General features: G+C 70.4%; 13 protein-coding genes. 6 read left to right on the forward strand and 7 right to left on the reverse strand.

Translation table 11 applies throughout. The features are described from left to right. Positions 1-1,070 precede the first annotated feature (1,070 nt). Together AB0C21_RS36900 and AB0C21_RS36905 are read right to left on the reverse strand one after the other, a co-directional pair. Complete coding sequence (locus tag AB0C21_RS36900) at positions 1,071-2,531, reverse strand: tyrosine-type recombinase/integrase (RefSeq protein WP_500210617.1); 1,461 nt, start codon at positions 2,529-2,531, stop codon at positions 1,071-1,073. Positions 2,532-3,080: 549 nt separating this feature from the next. Then, positions 3,081-3,911, reverse strand: a complete 831-nt coding sequence (locus AB0C21_RS36905) for a helix-turn-helix transcriptional regulator (protein WP_500210618.1) — start codon at positions 3,909-3,911, stop codon at positions 3,081-3,083. 128 nt (positions 3,912-4,039) lie between these two features. Between AB0C21_RS36905 and AB0C21_RS36910 the strand changes: the two genes are divergently transcribed. The 3 genes from AB0C21_RS36910 (at position 4,040) to AB0C21_RS36920 (ending at position 6,345) form a co-directional block, all read left to right on the forward strand. Further along, a complete protein-coding gene (locus AB0C21_RS36910) occupies positions 4,040-4,894 on the forward strand; it encodes an NAD-dependent epimerase/dehydratase family protein (RefSeq protein WP_500210620.1) in 855 nt (284 codons plus the stop codon). 166 nt (positions 4,895-5,060) lie between these two features. Next, entirely contained in the window at positions 5,061-5,447 is a 387-nt protein-coding gene (locus AB0C21_RS36915; protein WP_500210766.1) for a transposase, read from the forward strand. Then, the gene (locus tag AB0C21_RS36920; RefSeq protein ID WP_500210622.1) at positions 5,410-6,345 is read left to right on the forward strand and encodes a hypothetical protein; all 936 of its coding nucleotides are present in this window, start codon (positions 5,410-5,412) and stop codon (positions 6,343-6,345) included. The genes AB0C21_RS36915 and AB0C21_RS36920 overlap by 38 nt, the downstream gene beginning before the upstream one ends. Before the next feature lie 816 nt (positions 6,346-7,161). On the opposite strand, the gene AB0C21_RS36925 is transcribed toward AB0C21_RS36920, so the two are convergent. Then, the gene (locus AB0C21_RS36925; protein WP_500210623.1) at positions 7,162-7,560 is read right to left on the reverse strand and encodes a VOC family protein; all 399 of its coding nucleotides are present in this window, start codon (positions 7,558-7,560) and stop codon (positions 7,162-7,164) included. Positions 7,561-7,655: 95 nt separating this feature from the next. Here AB0C21_RS36925 and AB0C21_RS36930 point away from each other — a divergent pair, with 95 nt between their 5' ends. Together AB0C21_RS36930 and AB0C21_RS36935 are read left to right on the forward strand one after the other, a co-directional pair. After that, entirely contained in the window at positions 7,656-8,648 is a 993-nt protein-coding gene (locus AB0C21_RS36930) for a helix-turn-helix transcriptional regulator (protein WP_500210625.1), read from the forward strand. 588 nt (positions 8,649-9,236) lie between these two features. Then, positions 9,237-11,990 carry a helix-turn-helix transcriptional regulator gene (locus AB0C21_RS36935; protein WP_500210626.1) on the forward strand — a complete coding sequence of 918 codons (2,754 nt, stop codon included), beginning with the start codon at positions 9,237-9,239 and terminating at the stop codon, positions 11,988-11,990. 30 nt (positions 11,991-12,020) lie between these two features. On the opposite strand, the gene AB0C21_RS36940 is transcribed toward AB0C21_RS36935, so the two are convergent. From AB0C21_RS36940 to AB0C21_RS36950, 3 genes are all read right to left on the reverse strand, one after another. Beyond that, positions 12,021-12,911: a polysaccharide deacetylase family protein gene (locus AB0C21_RS36940; RefSeq protein ID WP_500210628.1), complete on the reverse strand. Its 891-nt coding sequence runs from the start codon at positions 12,909-12,911 to the stop codon at positions 12,021-12,023. Between the two features lie 46 nt (positions 12,912-12,957). Beyond that, entirely contained in the window at positions 12,958-15,717 is a 2,760-nt protein-coding gene (locus AB0C21_RS36945) for a helix-turn-helix transcriptional regulator (protein ID WP_500210629.1), read from the reverse strand. Between the two features lie 337 nt (positions 15,718-16,054). Beyond that, entirely contained in the window at positions 16,055-16,465 is a 411-nt protein-coding gene (locus AB0C21_RS36950) for a cupin domain-containing protein (RefSeq protein WP_500210630.1), read from the reverse strand. Positions 16,466-16,953: 488 nt separating this feature from the next. On the opposite strand from AB0C21_RS36950, the gene AB0C21_RS36955 reads away from it, so the two are divergent. Beyond that, positions 16,954-17,532, forward strand: a complete 579-nt coding sequence (locus tag AB0C21_RS36955; protein WP_149260461.1) for a dihydrofolate reductase family protein — start codon at positions 16,954-16,956, stop codon at positions 17,530-17,532. Here AB0C21_RS36955 and AB0C21_RS36960 read toward each other — a convergent pair. Continuing rightward, on the reverse strand, positions 17,514-18,224 hold the full coding sequence (locus AB0C21_RS36960) for a helix-turn-helix domain-containing protein (protein ID WP_500210632.1): 711 nt from the start codon (positions 18,222-18,224) through the stop codon (positions 17,514-17,516). The two genes, AB0C21_RS36955 and AB0C21_RS36960, sit on opposite strands and share 19 nt — an antisense overlap. Between the last annotated feature and the right edge of the window lie 48 nt (positions 18,225-18,272).

Here is an 18,272-nt window from a genome sequence, read left to right on the forward strand (position 1 = left end):
CAGCCCAGTCCTCCACCTTGATCACCCTCCACAGTGACAGTGGGGGGTCAGATTTCGGCCGTCGCCTGGGGGTCAGTATTCACGCGTCGTCGACAATCGGCGGGCGAGGATCGCAACCTCGGCCGGTGGCGAGCGCTCGGCACGGCGCTCGCGGCGATGGCGCCCGCCCTAATCGGCGGGCAAGGATCGCAACAAGAACGCCGGGGCCTGGTTCGACGGGACGACGGGTGGCGCCCGCCCTAATCGGCGGGCGAGGATCGCAACCGTCAACGCGGTGTGCCGCCGGTACATCGGGGACCGCACGTGGCGCCCGCCCTAATCGGCGGGCGAGGATCGCAACACCAACCCCAAGGGCCCCGACTCCCACGGCAACTGGCCGTGGCGCCCGCCCTAATCGGCGGGCGAGGATCGCAACTGGATGACCATCGCCTTGGAGGTGTGCACCGTCCCGGACGGTGGCGCCCGCCCTCATCGGCGGGCGAGGATCGCAACCGGACAATCAAGGGCGTCGTGATGACCGTCTCCCGGGTGGCGCCCGCCCTCATCGGCGGGCGAGGATCGCAACCACGACGGATGCGGCTGCACTGTGGTCGCCATGTTCAAGGTGGCGCCCGCCCTCATCGGCGGGCGAGGATCGCAACCCCGAGCGTCGCGGGGATCGGACCGTCGTCCCCGAGTGGCGCCCGCTCTCACCGGCGGGCGAGAATCGCAACCACAAGGTGGGGCCGGACACCGTCCTGATTCACGGCCAGTGGCGCCTGCCCTCACCGGCGGGCGAGGATCGCAACCAGAAGGTGGCCGAGACCCTCCCGGCCGCGCAGCGGGTGGCGCCCGTCCTCACCGGCGAGCGAGGATCGCAACTACTTCCGTCTAGCGCTCGCGCTGGGGATGCCCGTGTGGCGCCCGCCCTCACCGGCGGGTGAGGATCGCAACGATCTCCCGTACCTCCTGGACGGCACGGCCACGGCTCGGTGGCGCCCGCCCTCACCGGCGGGCGAGGATCCCCTGTTGCCACCCATTGCTGATCCTGGATTGGGCGCCCCGAAGGGACGGGACGCCCGAGTGTTTAGTTAGGCCGGGCGTAGATAGTTTTTGTTGTCGCTGTGTTGGGCGATGGTCAGGTCGGCGATCACGGCTCGGAGGCGAGCGATCTCCTGGTTAGCGGTATCCAACTTAGCGTCCGTGGCGGGTGGCTCAGCCTGAGAGCGTGCTGCGGTGCTACGTATCTTGTTCAGCGCTGTCAGAGCGGTCTCGTCGGCGTTGGGAAGGCTGTGGAGGTACTTCTCTGTTGTCGCGAGCTTGAGGTGGCCCAGGCGTTCCTTGACGACCTGGAGGTCGGCGCCGCCGGCGAGGAGCCATGAGGCGTGAGCGTGGCGTAGGTCATGGATGCGGGGCGACCAGTCCAGTCCGGCTGCGTCTCGAGCTGGATACCAGCAGTACTTGCGAAACCAGTTGGCCGGAATGTGAGGGTCGGTGTCGACGGCACGCGGGCGACGCGGGCTGTCCTTGCCGCTGGCGCGACGCTTGGCTCGGTAGGTGGCGTAGGCGGCCCGGCAGTGATCGCACTTGCAGTTGCCCAGGCTGTAGGCAGTGATCGTGCCGTGCGTGTAGGTACGTCCGTTCGGAGCCTCGAACCCCAAGCTCCCGGGGGCGGCGGCTTCGAGGTGCGGTTTCGCTGGTACGTCGCGGCGCGAGAAGAAGAGGTCGTCGAGCTTCAGGCCGTGTGCTTCTACGTGGGCCTTGAGCTTGGCGACGATCTGGGCGCTGAGCTTGAAGCGTCGGTGCTTTCGGTTCTTGGGGTACTCCTTGACCAGGAAGCGCTTGCCCTCTGGATGGTTCTTACGGGTGAGCTCGATGACTGCGCGGCTGATGGTGAGGATGCCGGTGGTGAAGTCGAGGTCCTTGACGCGCAGTTCGGTGAGTTCTCCCCAGCGAAGCCCGCTTTCGATGTCCGTTTCGATGAGGAGTTGCGCGTCCGCGTCTGGCAAGCGTTGGTAGATCGCGTCGAACTGGTCAACGGTAATGATCTTCCGTATCTTCTCCGGTACCGGGTCCGTTTCGATCCCGCGGCTCGGGTGAATGACGACCACGTGGTCGCGCAGTGCGGTGGTGAATATCGCATTGAGGACTGACACTTTGCAGTACTGGATCCTGCGTGGTGTAACGCCCTTTGCTTTGAGGTGGGTGATCCACTGTTGGATGTGCTCAGGGAAGATCTCGTTCATCCGCATATCGCCGAAGTAGGGCATGATGTGTTTGTAGATGGCCGATACGTAATCCTGTCTCGTGCTCGGTTCCATGCGGTGATTGGGGAGCCAGGTGTCTTCGACGTAGTTCCGGAACCTTTGTTTTCTACGAGCGTGGTCCCATGGGATGCCTTCCCTGACCTTGACTTCTGCGGCCTGCCAGGCTCGTTCGGCCTCCTTGTATGTGGAGAACGTCCCGGCTGAGCGCTGTTTGCCCCTGTGGTCCATGTACAGGGCCTGGTAGCGGGTCGACTTCTTGTTGTTGTAGGTGCGGACGAACCCCATGCCTGGCCACCTCTCGCCACCTTGATCATCTATCATTTTTCCATCACTGGATCACGGATGATCGGGTGATAATTGGACGGACTGTATGGCAGCTCGATCAGGCTGCTGACCTGCACTTTAACGAGAGGTGGCCGATTTTCCTAATGGACAATTCGGGCGTGGTTTAACGTTCCCAAGCTGACAGCGCGGGTTCGATTCCCGTCACCCGCTCCAGAGTTCCGCAGGTCAGAGGCTAGGTCACGCTCCCGGCGATCTTGCTTCAAGACCGCATGTCAGCACCGTGCCGCGCAGCGACCCTGGGCGCCCGTCCGCGAGTCCTGCAAACCGATTCGCGAGTACTCAAACGCGCCCTCGCCGATACCCTCCTGGGGGTTCCTGCGTTGGCCGTCGCCGCACATCGCCCACACGCTCACGCTCGCATTATGCGCCCAGCCCCGCGAAATCTCCCGGTTCCTACCCTCCGTACACGCTCCACCGCCCTCCCTCCACCCGGCAAGGCTTCAAGCGATCAGCGGCATGACCGGACATCGGTCCGGGACCATGTCTCTCCTACGAGTCGGGGGTCAGGTCCTGGAGGCCGACGACCCGCAGTAGCTCGAGCCGCTGGTAGGTCTGGGTGCCCGGCTGGGCCGAGTGCACGACGAGCTGCTGGCCGTGGCCGTCGCTGAGCAGCACCTCGCAGTCGAGGTCGAGCACACCGACCACAGGGTGCAGGAAACGCTTCGGCGACGGGCGGCGCACCACGACATCGTGCGACTCCCAGAGTTCCTCGAACTCATGTGACGCGGCGCGGAGTTCGGCCACGAGGGCGGCCGGGCCCGGGTCGGCGGGGCGTGCCGCAGTGACGGCCCGCAGGCTCGCCACGTGTGCGCGGCCATGCTGCTCGTGGTTCTCCGGTGGGGACAGGTCCCGTGCGCCCGGCACCATGAACCAGCGGCGGATCACGTTCGTCCCCACGTGGTCGCCGGTCAGGGCCACCGACATGGTGTTCTGTGCGAGCATCTGGCCCCAGTCGCTCAGCACCGACGCCGGGAGGTCGTGCAGCCGGTCCAGGATCAGCAGCAGTCCCGGGCGGACGTGGCCTGAGGAGCCGCCGGGCCGGGGCGGCTCCTGGCCCGCCAGGTGGAACAGGTGGTCGCGCTCCACGTCCGTGAGCCGCAGGGCGCGGGCGAGCGAGGTGAGCATCTGCCGCGACGGGTGGGAGCCGCGGCGCTGTTCCAGGCGCGTGTAGTAGTCCGTGGACATCCCGGTGAGCTGTGCCACCTCCTCGCGGCGCAGGCCCGGGGTGCGGCGCCGCGGACCCGCCTTCAGGCCCACGTCGGAGGGGGCCAGGCGGGTGCGGGCGCGGCGCAGGAAGTCGGCGAGTTCGGTCCGGTCCACGGTTTCGAGGATGCCTTGCTCCCGGGCTCGTATCCAGGACGTGCCGGTCCCTGGATGACCGCGTCTCTCCCGCCGCTCCCGTCAGTCCCGCACGCTTCAAGGGTGGCTACGACGATGAGGAGGCGGCCATGCTGACGCTGGTGACAGGAGCGACGGGGCAGGTCGGGCGGCGGTTCGTGCCGCGGCTGTTGCAGAGCGCGGCGCCCGGCGAGCGGGTACGGGTTCTGGTGCGGGACGCGGCGCGCGGCGAACCGTTCGCCGGGCTCGGCGCCCAGGTGCTGGTCGGTGATCTGCGCGACGTGGAGGTGCTCGGCAAGGCGACGGCCGGCGTGGACGCGGTGGTGAACGTCGCCGCCGCGTTCCGCGGGGTGCCGGATGAGGAGGCGCGTGCGGTCAACCGGGACGCGGCCATCGAGCTCGGCCGGGCTGCGGTGGCTTCCGGCGTGCGGCGGTTCGTGCAGGTCAGCACCGGTCTCGTCTACGGCGCGGGTCGGGGCAGGGCGCTCGTCGAGAGCGATGAGACGGTGCCGGGCGGTCATCTGTGGGGTGCCTATCCCGAGTCCAAGTGGGAGGCCGAGCGCGCGCTCGGGGCGTTGGACGGCCTCGATGACGTTCGCATCGGACGGTTGCCGTTCGTGTACGGCGACGGGGACCCGCATCTGGCCGATGTGATGGAGTGGGCGCTGAAATGGCCCGCCATGCAGCGCCTGCACATGGGCCACCACATGGATGTGGCGCAGGGCCTGCGGCGGCTGCTGTACGCGCCCGGGGCCCACGGCGTCTACAACATCGCCGACGACGCCCCGGTCACCATGGTCGATCTCTTCCAGTTCCATGGCCTGCCGGTGCCGCAGGAGGCTTACGGCAAGGATGTCCCGGACCCGTGGCACAGCGTGATGTCGACGACGCGCATCCGTCGCGAACTGGGCTACCGCCCTCTGATCCCGTCGGTGTGGACGGCGCGGGAGGCGGGAGTGCTGTAACCGGCCCGCGGTTGAAGACGCGAGGAAGGGTGATGTGTCCCTGCGCGCCCCAACCGTTCTCCCGGGCCGGCCGGCGGCCGATCGGCGCAGCTCGACCGACTCTTTCTGCTCGCCCGCGCTCAGGCCGTCGAGATGTCCTTCTTCGATCTCGGCCGGCCGCAAGCCGATGGCGGTGCTGCTGACGGGCGGGCAGCGCGGCGACAGTCCCCAGTTCACCGCGGTGTTGGAGCGGGTGCGGGTCGCCAGGCTCGGGCCGGGACGCCCGCGGACCCGGCCCGAGCGTGTCCTGGCCGACAAGGCCTACAGCTCCCGCGCCAACCGGGCCTACCTGCGGCATCGGGGCATCCGGGCGACCATCCTGGTCAAGGACGACCAGCAGGCCCACCGCCAGGCGGATCCAGCGGAAACGTCCGCCGGACCGCATCGAAGAAGGATCTGCGATCCACCGCACCTGACAGCACGTAGACGGCGGCGTCCCCGACGTTCGCGTCTCGCAGGACCGCAGCCACCCCGGCATGATCGACGGCAGTCACTCCGGGTCGGAACACCGTGATCGAAGCGTGGTTCCCTTGGAGTCGTTCCAAGAGATGGATCAGAGTTTCAGCAGACCTGCCGTGCGGTACCTGTCGCGATCGCTCGACGATAACGTCCAAGCAGGGGCATCGGTGGTCACGCAAGGCCGTCCGCAAGTCACCCAGGTAGGGTTCCGGCAGGTCTGGCCCTCCTGCGATGATGCAGCCGTGCTGATCACAGGCTATGAGCACTATCCGCTGGTCGACGGCTCTGCGTTTCTCACCGAGCCGGCGTTCTGGGCCGTCCATACGATGATGGTCGGGGCCGGCGGGCTCAATGATCTCGAACGCTCCTTCGGCTTGGACGTCGATGATGCCGAAGCGCTCTGCGAGCAGTTGTTCGGGCACGATCGATGGCCCGTTTTCGCCGTGCCGCTGCAAAGCGGGGCGATCATCCATGTCATCTACCGAAACCTCGACGGTGACATGGGGATGGACTACATGCTCGGGCATCCCGACTGGCGGGGTGATCTCCAACTCGCCGCGGTCGAGGGCTGCTTCGCCGGCCCCGGGCTCTCCTGGCCGGAACTGACCGCCATCGCCCATCGGCCGGCCGGCCCATCGGCCCCGAGCGCCCTCACCCCCACCGACCGGCTTCTCCTGCTGCTCCCCGCACTGGGAGACGCAGACCTGCCCGACAGTGCCGTCTCCACCCTCGCCGCAGCCCTCACACAGGCCACCAGTACACAAGATGCTCGGCGGGTCGCCGAAATCCTGCTTTACGAGAACAGGGCCTACTGGGCCCCAGCCCACTGGCGGCAACTCGTGAATGGCGCCATCGTCTGCGACGGAATCCACAGCCGCCGATCCATGAACAGTCCCCACGCCTTCACCATCGACCAGGCGATCACCATCACCCGGGCACTGGCCGGGACCTGACCTGACCACCCGGCCAATGCGACGATCTGCTAACGCCACGCTAAAAGCAGCCTTGGACAGTCATTGATGAACGGGCACCACACCACCCGCCCAGCAGCAGGTCAGTGCACACCTGTGGACCCCCCTGGACACTCTCGATCTTGCTGCGGATCAGATGGTGACGCAGCACTTGCTAGCCGAGAAGCAGGCGTGGACCCAACGACGTCCTGAGTGCTTCCAGCAGAAGAGCATGAGCCGGGTCGCGATGTAGCCAGAGAAGGCTGTTGTGTGCGCCGTCATGCCTCGTTATCGACAGCCGGTCTGTAGTCAAGCCTCGGCGCAACTTCGCCTCTGTGACCTCTGCGAGCGGGATCACCTGGTTGGTGGGATGAGCGCGACGCACAGCCAGAAGATCGAACTCCGCTGGACCCACCTCAGGCAGCGGGATCTTCACTGTCGGCCCCAGGCCGTTCGCCAGGGTTTCTCGGAAGCTCAGCCGACGTCGCACCAGGGCGTCTGGCAGGAGCCAAAGCTCTCCGTGAACCCAATCAGTCCATCCGGTGGTGCAACTGCGTGAGACCAGAAGCGCCCCACTCATGGCCACAAGGTCCGGCATCTGTGCCATCGTGCATGACTCCCTGCTACGGATCAGTAGGCGATGGTTGCACTCGACGAATCGCCACAGCGGTTCGCTTACTCTCGGTGGATTCCCGTCACCCCGCCCGCTCAGGCCAGTGACTGATCACTGATGCTGGGCCTCTTTCGTTCCCCGGCCACCGTGCCCGCTACGTGTCTGATCGCTCGGGCTTGCCCGACTGTGCGCCTGGTGGCCCCGGGTCAGCGGCTGAACTTGGCGATCGCCTCCGGGGTTGCGGGGGTGAAGAAGTTGACGAGGTTGCCGTCGGGGTCGCGGAACAGCAGCGCCCGGTTGCCCCACGGCATCGTGGTCGGCTCGGTCACGAACTCGCCGACGTACCCGGTCAGGTTCCCGTGCAGCCGGTCCACGTCGTCGACGAGGAACTCGATGATCACGCTGTGGTTGTCGGCGGGCCGGGACGAGCCCGGCGCGAACAGCGGGACGGTGCGGGTGCTCGCGATCGCCAGGGTCGCGTGGCGGGTGCGGATCTCGGCGAAGTCCTCGGTGGACCAGTCCGCCCGAACGTCGGTGACCTTCTCGTAGAACTCGACGAGGCGGGCGACGTCCTCGGTGATGACGCGGATCGAGACGAAGTCCATGGCGGTTCCTCCTGGGTTCGCGGTGCCGTGGTGCTTCGCACGTTAGAGCGAATAGTGGACAGAATCGGTCCACTATTCGCCATAAGCTCGACACCATGTCCCGACCCACCGGCCGCGTGCTCACCCTCCTCGAACTGCTCCAGTCCGGCGGCACCCGGACGATCGCCGAGCTCGCCGACCGGCTCGGCGTCGAGGGCCGGACCGTCCGGCGGTACGTCGACCAGCTGCTCGACCTCGGCGTGCCCGTCGAGGCGGTGCGCGGCCGCTACGGCGGGTACCGCCTCGCCCGCGGGCACCGGCTGCCGCCGCTGATGCTCAACGACGACGAGGCGCTCGCCGTGCTGCTCGGCCTGGTCGCCGGACGGCGTGCGGGCCTCGGCGCCGCGGCCGGAACCGCGAGCGAGACGGCGGCGGCGAAGATCCGGCGGGTGCTCCCCCCGGCCCTCGCCCGCCGGCTCGACGCCGTCCAGGAGTCGCTCGCGTTCACCCGGCCGTCCGACGGGACCGCCGCGCCGGACACCGGAACCCTGCTCACGCTCGCCGACGCCGTGCGCCACCGCCGTCCCGTCTCGTTCCGGTACGGCGACCGGGAGGGCCGCCGCACCGACCGCACCCTGCACCCGTACGGGATCGTCAGCCATTCGGGCCGCTGGTACGTGACCGGCGAGGACGCCGGCGTCGGCGAGAACCGCACCTTCCGCCTCGACCGCATCACGGACGCCCGCACCCTGCCCGGCTCCTTCGAGGAGCCCACCGGGCCGGACCCGGCGGAACGCGTCCTGTCAGGGTTCGCCACGGCCCCCTACCGGCACGAGGTGACCTTGCGCATCCACGGGACGGTCGAGCAGATCCGCGCACGCTTCCCCGCGTCCATCGCGACCATGGACGGACCCGCCGACGCGGACGACCCGGCGGCCGAGCGCTGGCACCGCGTCGAGATGCGGGCCGAACGGCTCGACTGGCTGCCCGCGCTCCTCGCCTCGCTCGACCGTCCCTTCGCCATCGAGCGCCCGGACGAGCTCCGCGCCCTCGTCCTCGGCCTCGCCGACCGGCTGGCCGAAGGGGCCCGCCGCCCGCCCACCATCTGATCCGGCGGACTGGTCGTACTTCCGAGCACGCTCTGACGGGGACGACTTCGTCCACCCGACCACCAGCCCGGCAGTGCGCGCGCGGTAACCCGGCGTGTGACAAAGCACAGAAGCCATTTGGCTGACGGCCGGGTGATTGTTTGCGAGGCGAGGGTCGCTTTGCAGATGTGGTCGGTTTGATGCTGCTGCACGGCTTCCGCAGGTTACATCGAAGGAGGGCGGCAATCAGGTCGGTGTCCCTGCGCTATTTGGATCAGGCGCGTCCTTTCTCGGCTTTTTGTGGAGGCTGGACGGGCGAGTGGGGGAGCAGGCCGCGGCAGGGCCGTCTCCGCTGCGCAGGGCCATGCGGTGCTCGAACCGATCGCGGTTCCAGCGAAATGAGGCCGGGGGCGGCGTGGTATAAATCGCGATGGAACGTTCTTTCGTGGAACGTTCTAATGACGATCGCAGATGGATGTTCGACGTTCACTCAGAGTCACTTCCGGACGGCCGGTGAAACAACGCGTCAGGCTCCAGAACCCGCCGGGGCGGCCGGCGTCCGGGGTGGTCGCGCCGGGTGGCTCGTGCTGAATTGCGGCGGAGACGGGCATGAGGACTGGGTTTGGGGCGTCCAAGCTGTTGAACCGGCAGCGGGAGCGCGCCGCGCTCGACGGCCTGGTGAAGGATCTGCGGTCCGGACGCGGGCGGGCGCTGGTGGTGCGCGGCGAGGCGGGCGTGGGGAAGTCGGCGCTGCTGCAGTACCTGGTCGACGCCGCGGCGGACATGCGGGTCGCCCGCGCGGGAGGCGTGGAATCGGAGATGGAGCTGGCGTTCGCCGGCCTCCATCAGCTGTGCATGCCGCTCCTCGACCGGCTGGAAGGCCTGCCGGGCCCTCAGCGCGACGCCCTGGGGGTCGCGTTCGGGCTGCGTGAAGGGGGCGTACCGGACCGGTTCATGGTCGCACTGGCAGTGCTGACCCTCCTGTCGGAGGCGGCGGAGGAACAGCCGCTCCTCTGCGTGATCGATGACGCGCAATGGCTGGACCGGGCATCGGCGCAGGCGCTGCTGTTCGCGGCGCGCCGGCTGCTGGCCGAGCCGGTGGGTCTGGTCTTCGCCGCGCGCGACCCGGGCGAGCAGTTCCGGGGGCTGGCGGACCTGGAGGTGGGGGGACTGCCCGACCGGGAGGCCCGCATGCTGCTGCGGTCGGTGGTCCGGTTCCGTCTCGACGAGCCGGTTCAGGAACGCATCCTGGCCGAGACGAACGGCAATCCGCTGGCGCTGCTCGAGCTGCCGCGCGGGCTGGACCCCGCGCAGCTGGCGGGCGGGTTCGGGCTGGTCGGCGTGCGGGCGGTCCCGGCGCGGATCGAGGACGGCTTCCGCCGCCGGCTGGAGCGGCTCCCCGCCGACACGCGGTCGCTGATGCTGGTGGCGGCGGCCGAGCCGGCGGGCGATCCGACGCTGGTGTGGCGTGCGGCCGAGCGGCTCGGGCTCCCCGCGTCCGCCGCGGAGGCCGCGCAGACCGACGGCCTGCTCGAGATCGGGATGCGGGTGCGGTTCCGGCATCCGCTGGTGCGGTCCGCCGTGTACTCGGCGGCGACGCTGTCGGAGCGGCGCGCCGCGCACCGGGCGCTGGCCGAGGTGACCGATCGCGACCGCGACCTGGACCGGCGCGCGTGGCATCTGGCGGCCGCGGTGCCGGGAGTCGACGACGAGGTGGCCGCGGAGCTGGAACGCTGCGCGGGCCGGGCGGAGGCCCGGGGCGGCATGGCGGCCTCGGCCGCGTTCCTGCAGCGCGCGGCCGAGCTGACGGGCGAGCCCGCGCCGAGGTCCGAGCGTGCGCTCGCGGCCGCGCAGGCGAACCTCCAGGCGGGCGCGTTCGAGGCGGCGACGGAGCTGCTCGCCATGGCGGCGGCGGGCCCGCTGGACGAACTCCAGCAGGCCCGGGCCGCCCTGCTGCGCGGGCACATGGCGTTCGCCTCCGATGTGGGCGGTGACGCTCCGGCACTCCTGGCGAAGGCGGCCGAGCGGCTCGAGCCGCTGGACACCGCGCTCGCGCGCGAGACGTACCTGGACGCTTGGTACGCCGCGATGTTCGCCGGGGAGTTCGCGGGCGCCGACGATCTCCAACGGATCTCCCTGGCCGCGCAGTCGGTGCCGCCGCCCGCCGAGCCCCGCCCGTCCGATCTGCTGCTCGACGGGGTGACCGCCCTGATCATCGACGGGCGCGCTCAGGCGGCGCCCCGGTTGAGCCGGGCCCTGCGGGCCTTCGGCGACGAGAAGATCAGCTTCGCGGAGGACCAGCGGTGGAGCCCGATGGCCGCGGCCATCGCGGCACTGGCCTGGGACGAGGCGAACTGGCGGACGATCATAAGCCGCGGCTTCCGGGGCGCCCGCGAGGCGGGGCTGCTCGGCCAACTGGTGATCTGGGCGAACGCGCAGACCTCCGTCATGGTCTGGAGCGGCGAGCTCACGGAGGCGGCTGCGCTGATCGCGGAGGGGGAGGCGATCGCGGCGGCGACGGGCTCCCGGATGGTGCCCTACGGGGCGGTGTCGCTCGCCGGATACCGGGGGGTGGAGGCCGAGGCCGTTCCGCTGATCGAGGGCGTGATCGTGGAGGCCCGGGCCGCGCGGCAGGGGACGGGCGTCCAGCATGCGCAGTGGGTGTCCGCCATCCTGTACAACGGGCTCGGCCACTACGACAAGGCGATGGCCTACGCGCAGGCCGCCGCTCGGCAACCTGATCTGCATGTCTCCGTGTGGGCGCTCGTCGAGCTGATCGAGGCGGCCTGCAGGGCCGGGGAGCCCCGGTCGGCGCTGGAGGCGCTCAGCCGGCTCGCCGAGGCGACCGGCATCAGCCAGGGCGATTGGGCGCAGGGGATCTACGCGCGGTCCCGGGCGCTGGTGAGCGACGGCGAGGACGCCGAGCGCTGCCATCTCGAGGCGGTCGAACGGCTGAGCCGCACCGGCTTCCGCACCGAACTCGCCCGGGCGCACCTGCTCTACGGCGAATGGCTGCGGCGCGAGGGGCGGCGGGCCGACGCGCGGGCGCGGCTGCGCACCGCGCACGACATGTTCACCGCGATCGGCATGGAGGCGTTCGCCGAGCGGACCCGCCGCGAGCTGCTGGCCACCGGCGAGACCGTCCGCAGGCGCGCCGCCGCCACGCGCGACCTGCTCACCCCCCAGGAGGCCCAGATCGCGCAGCTGGCCCGGGGCGGCCTCTCGAATCCGGAGATCGCCGCCCAGCTGTTCCTCAGCCCGCGGACCGTCGAGTACCACCTGGGCAAGGTGTTCAGCAAGCTCGAGATCACCTCCCGCCAGCAGCTCCGGAACGCGCTGCCCGATGGCGCCCCGACAGGCTGACGGCACGGCGCGATCGGACGCACGCCGGGCTTATGAAGCCTGCTCCAGGACGTATTCGGCGACCTGGGCGTGGGTGGCGTACCAGACGCCCTGCTGCGCGTCGATGTGCTCCAGCAGTTCGCGGAGCACGGCCATGCGGGAGCGGTGGCCGATGACGTGCGGGTGCATGGTGAGCTGGAACAGTCCGCCCTCCTCGAGCGCGGCGTCGAACTCGTCGCGCCAGATCCCCGCCACGTCCCGCGGCGGTGGGCACGCCCGCAGCATGCCGCCGTGTTCCAGCAGCAGGTACGGCACGTCGTCCCTGATCCACTCGACCGGGATCTCCACGACGCCGGTCGGCTCGCCGTCGGCCAGCAGTTCGTAGGGCTCGTCGTCGGCCATGAGTGAGGAGTCGTAGAGCAGGCCCAGCTCACGCGTTATGGACAGGGTGTGGTCGGAGAAGTCCCACGCCGGAGTGCGGATGCCGACGGGGCGGGTGCCCGCCAGCTTCTCCAGGGTGTCGGCGGCGCGCAGGGCCAGCTCGCGCTCGTCGGCCGGATCCAGCAGCGCGTTGCTCTCGTGGATCCAGCCGTGCATGGCGACCTCGTGGCCGGCGGCGACGTAGTCGCGTATCTCTTCCGGGTGCAGCAGTGCCGAGACCGCCGGCATGAAGAACGAGGCCGGGATGCCGAAGCGGTCCAGCAGGCGAAGCACCCGGGGGGCGCCGACGCGGGAGCCGTACTCGCCCTGGGCGAGTCTGCCCGGACTGGTCTCGCCGGCGCGCAGGTGGATCGTCTCGTGGTCGGAGTCGAAGGAGAGCGCGACGGCGACGCGGGCGCCGCCGGGCCAGGAGGCGGGGCGCAGGGAGCGGCCGGCACGGACCCGGGCCACGTGGCCGCGCCAGGTCTGCTCGTCCCAGTGCCAGGGCTGTTGTTCGGCCATGTGAGACTCCGTTTCGCGAGGGACCGGACGGGGCGGGCCGGGGGGCTCACGCGCCGTCATGACCGTGGTCGGGCAGTGCCTGTGCGAGCTGGCGGCGAGAGGTGATGGCGAGCTTGGTGAACACCTTGCTCAGGTGGTATTCGACGGTGCGCGGGCTGAGGAACAGCTGGGCGCCGATCTCCGGGTTCGACAGGCCCTTCCGCGCCAGCCGGGCGATCTGACCTTCCTGAGGAGTGAGGCCGTCGGGTGTGCCGGCGGTGCGCTTGCGGACGGTCTCGCCGGTCGCCAGGAGTTCGCGGCGGGCGCGGTCGGCGAAGCCCTGGGCGCCGAAATCCTGCAGCATCTCGTGGGCGGTGCGCAGGTGCTCGCGTGCGTCGAGGCGCCGGTTCTCGCGGCGCAGCCACTCGCCGTACACCAGGTGGGTGCGGGCGAGGTACGCGGCGGCCCGGCTGCGCTGGAGGTGCTCGATGGCCTCGCGGTACAGCAGGTCGGCGGCGTCGCCGTCGGAGAGCAGCGCTTTCGATCGGGCGAGCACGCCGAGGGCCCAGTCGGTGCCGGCGGCGGTGGTGCGTTCCTCGAGCTGCCGCAGTGCTGTCGTGGCCGCTTCGGGGGCGTTGCCGTACGCGGCCGCCTCGACCAGTTCCATGAGGGCGAACCCGGTGAGCCCCAGATCGTCGTGCTCGCACGCCTTTTCCGCACGGGCCAGAGCGTCCTGGTACCGGCCGAGGGCGTTGTACACCAGCGCGCTCCCGAAGTGGCCCCCGCTGATCGCTCGCCCCTCACCCCAGGTGACCGTCCGCTCGACGGCGGCGTCGAACCTCGCCGGCGCCTCGGCCCCGCCACGCCAGCTCATGAGCAGGTTGGCGGCGAAGCCGAAGTGGGCGTGGCCGGTCACCTTCAAGATCGCGTCAGATTCCTCGACCAGCGTGGCGGCCGCGTCGAACTGGCCGGCGTAGATGTGCACGGTGGCGCGGTAGGTGAGGGCCTGGGGAAGGAAGTGGAGCGCGCCGATCTCGCGGGCCGCCTGGACCGCGTACTCGGCCAGGTCGTGCAGGGCCTGGTCGTCCCACATGTCCGCGGCGACCAGGTAGGTGAGCCCCAGCCGGCGCATGTTGTCATCCGGGTCGCGCCGGGCTTCCCGCCGAAACGCCAGCAGAGCGTCCTTCAGCCGCGGTGCCGCCGGGGCATAGCCCTCGGCGAACCGCGCCACCAGCCCGTCCAGGAGTGCGTCGATCGGCCGTGCCGGCAGTGGTCCCGCAGGCGCGGTGCGGGCGGTCTCGGCCACTGTCCGCAGCAGGTCGGGTTCGCCCAGCCTGCCGGCGAAGACCGCTGATCCGATGGCTTCGACGTAGGCCTCGCGTGCCTGCCCCGCGTCGACGCGGGACAGTTGACCGGCCGCGTCCAGCAGCGGCCGCAGAGCCTCACCGCCGCGCTTGCGCGCGAAGACGATCTGGGCGCGCAGCCGGGCCACCCGTCCGCTCTGGACCTCGGTCAACGGGCCCATCTCCGCGGAGCCGAGCAGCTCCAGCGCCATGTCCGGGGCACCGGCCTCGAAGGAGGCCTGCGCCGCGGCCAGCGCCCTTGCTCCGCGTCTGGCCGGATCCGGCGTCAGCTCGGTCGCGCGCCGCAGAAACGCCGCCGCCGCCGCGATGCCGCCGCGCGCCTGAGCCCGGTCGGCCAGCCGCTCCAGCTCGCCGGCCACGGACTCGTCGGACTCCAGCGCCGCGTGCGCGCGATGCCAGGCCCGGCGATCGGGGTCGGACGCGGGATCGGTCGCCATGGCCAGCGCCCCGTGCGCCGCCCGCCGCTCCGACGGCGGCGCGGCCGAGTACACCGCCGACCGCACCAGCGGATGCCGGAACCGCGCCCACGCTCCGATCTCCAGCAACCCGTCGGCCTGCGCGGGCTCCACCGCCGAAGCCGGAACCCCGAGGTGCCCGGCCGCGCGCCAGATCAGCGCCGGGTCGCCGGTCGGCTCGGCCGCCGCGACCAGCATCAGCGACCGGGTCTCGGCCGGCAGCTCCGCCAGCCGCCGGCGGAAGCCCTCTTCCACCCGCGCCGGCACCGCCTGGGCCTCCACCATTCCGAACCCGCCCGCCAGCTGTGCCGGGCTCAGCCCGCGCGGAAGCTCCAGCAGGGCCAGCGGGTTGCCGTTCGTCTCCGCCAGGATCCGGTCCCTGATCTGGTCGTCCAGCGGGAAGCGGACCACCGAGCGCAGCAGCGCCTGCGCCTCCTGCTTGGGCAGGCCGCGCACCTCCAAGTCCACCAGCCCGTGGAACTGCCTGCCCGGCTCGCGCGCCGCGAAGATCAGCCCCACCGGCTCGGCCAGCAGCCGCCTGGCGACGAACGCCAGCACCTGGGCCGACGCCTGGTCCAGCCACTGCGCGTCATCGATCACACACAGCAGGGCGCGTTCCTCCGCCGCCTCCGCCAGCAAGGTCAACACCGCCAGCCCGACCATGAACCGGTCGGGCGCGGTCCCCTGCCGCAGCCCGAACGCGACCGCGAGCGCGTCGCGCTGCGGGCCGGGGAGCTTCTCGATCCTGTCCAGTAGCGGCGCGACCAGGAGATGCAGACCGGCGAACGCCAGCTCCATCTCCGATTCCGCCCCGACGGCGCGCACCACGCGCATATCGGCCGCCTGCCCTGTCGCATGCCGCAGCAGGGCCGACTTGCCCACGCCCGCCTCTCCGCGCAGCACCAGGGCTCGCCCGCGCCCGGAGCGCACATCCCCCAGCAGGCCGTTCAGCTCGGCTCGCTCTCGCTGCCGATCCAGCAGCTGCGCGCCCCCAGATGGCGTCCCCATGCCTCTTGTTTCTCCCGTCCAGTGCCCATCCGTCGGCGCGACCAAGTCGGCGGCTAGCGGGAGCCTCAACAGGATTCCATTTCCGTCCGGATCCGATCAAGATCCAGGCGACGCGGCACTCACGTCGGGCGGCCGCGAAAATGCGGCGGATCTCGGCGGCATGGCGGGGGACGCCCATCACCACGCCGCCGAGAGCGGCGACAATCCTCATCGCAGGTCGGAACCGCCCGGGACGCACCGCGGTTACGTCAGGGAGACCACGGCCGGGTCGCCATGCAGCAACCGGCCGACCGGCAGGGGCGGGCCATCCGCCCCAAGCGCCCAGGCCGGGTGATCATCAAGCCCGGGGGACCCGAAGGTGGCGCCGTGCGGCCAACTCCTCCTCGCCGACCAGGGTCAGGACCGGGGTTCCCGGCGGGGCGAACATGGTCACCACCAGCTGCGACTGCGCGTCCGCGAGGTTGTTGGCCCCCTGGATGTGGATCACGTCGCCGCCCGGCTCGAACAGGGCTTCACCGGCCTTGACCACCCGGGGCGGCTCCCCCTCCAGTTCGAAGAGGATCTCGCCTTGGGTCACGTAGCCGAAGAGCGGCCCCGGGTGCCGGTGCGGAGGCGCGCCGGGGTCGCCGGGCGGCAGGGTGACCCGGATGGTCCTCGCCTCGGCGCCGTCCGGGATCCGGGCGGCCGCCTCGGGCAGGGTAGTGATCACCTCGACGCCGGGTGGCAGGTGTGCGTTCTCAGCGCTCATGTACTCCTCCGAACAGAGACTCTCTGCAGGAAGGACAGACCGACCCCACCATCTGTGACACCCGACGCGACCCCCGCGCGCGGTCCAGGCCCGCTGACACACGCGGCCTCATGCCCCGCCATTTCCGGCCGGGTGCTCTACTGCCTCGATATCGTTCGGCCGCGCATCATCTCAGCGGCACCGACTGGCGTGGCAACCACAGAACCAAGTCGCGCATCCTGTTGGGGGCCGTCGCAGTGTTCGGGCTCCCCCCCCATTCGGCGCTGTGCTCGGTCGGGTATGGGGGCCGTTGCGGACACCCGCCAGGCGTCCGGTGTCGTCTGCCGCGGCGGGCTTTCCTTTCCGGAGCGCTCGGCCTGAGAGCGGGGCCGACCGTAGCGGTGTTCCGGCACACCTTCTGGGCCGCTGTCGTTTCCGTCCAAGACGAGTGGGGCGGTCGCGATCTAGCGTGGCCCCAGCGGTCCGTCCGATTATGAGGAGACAGCACAATGCGTGAGCTGGTCTACACCGGTTTCATGTCGCTCGACGGCGTCGTGGACTCGCCCGGGGGCGGGCCGGGGGAGGAGCACCGCAGCGGCGGCTGGGTGTTCAAGGACCTTGAGTTCGTCCCGGAGGCCTGGTCCCTGAAGGGCGAGGAACTCGCCGACACGACGGCGCTGATGTTCGGCCGCCGCAGCTACGAGGCGTTCTCGCCGCTCTGGCCCAGCTCGGAGGACCACGCCGACTACAAGGAACTGCCCAAGTACGTGGTGTCGACGACGCTGTCCGAGGACGCCCTCGTCGACGGGTGGGGCCCGACGACGATCCTTCGCTCGACCGAGGACGTCGCCGCGCTCAAGGAGGGCGACGGCGGCGCGATCTTCATTCACGGGAGCGCGGAGCTGGCCCGGCGGCTGGCGGACGAGGGCCTGATCGACCAGTACAACCTGCTCGTCTTCCCCGTGCTCCTCGGTGCCGGGAAGAGCCTGTTCGGCCGGGCCGACCGCGACAAGCAGATGCTGGCGCTCCGGGAGTCGGAGAGCTACTCGAACGGGATCCTGAAGCTCGTCTACGACGTGCGGCGCTGATCGAGGGCTAGGCCGATCGCGCCGCCGGCGCCCTCGCGCAACTGCCCGGCGGTGCGTCCGATGTAGGAGCGCAGCGCCCGGGCCAGGTGCGACTCGTCGAAGTAGTCGAGCTTGGTGACGACTTCGGCGGCCGGTTCGCCGAGCGCCAGCAGCTCCGCCGCCCTGCGGGCCCGCTCGATCTGCCGGATGCCGCCCCGCGTCAGCCCGGTCGCGGCGCGGAAGCGGCGTTCGACCGTGCGCCCCGAGACGGCAGGACGGTGCCCTCGCAGGACGTCGGCGACGAGCGGGTCACGGACCACGGTCCCGGTCCGGACGAGGTGCTCGACGAGGGCCTCCGCGTCGTCGGGCCCGGGCGTCTCCCAGCGCTCGCCGTCCAGCCGGAACGTCCGGCGCGTGGTGTCGGGGAGCACGATGCCGTTGTCGACCAGAGCCGGCGTCGGCATGGCCCGCAACGAGGTGCCCACGGCGAAATCGATGCCCGTGAAGGTGGCGCCTTCCGGTACGGGCGCCGTGCCGGTCCGGGTCTCGGGACCGGTGATCGTGGTGTACGCCCGGCCGTCCTGCTCCCAGAAGACCAGGCCCCAGCACGTCCCCGCGACGGACGTCATCGCCGTGACCCGCTCGCTCGTGCAGGTCCAGACGGTGTCGACCCACGGCGAGTCGGACCGGCGCGTCTCGAAGCGCAGTTCCACGGGCGAAGAATACGCGGCGCCGGGCGACCGCGACCATCCAACGAATCC

This window comes from Spirillospora sp. NPDC049024, assembly GCF_040649235.1.
Classification (GTDB): Bacteria; Actinomycetota; Actinomycetes; order Streptosporangiales; family Streptosporangiaceae; genus Spirillospora.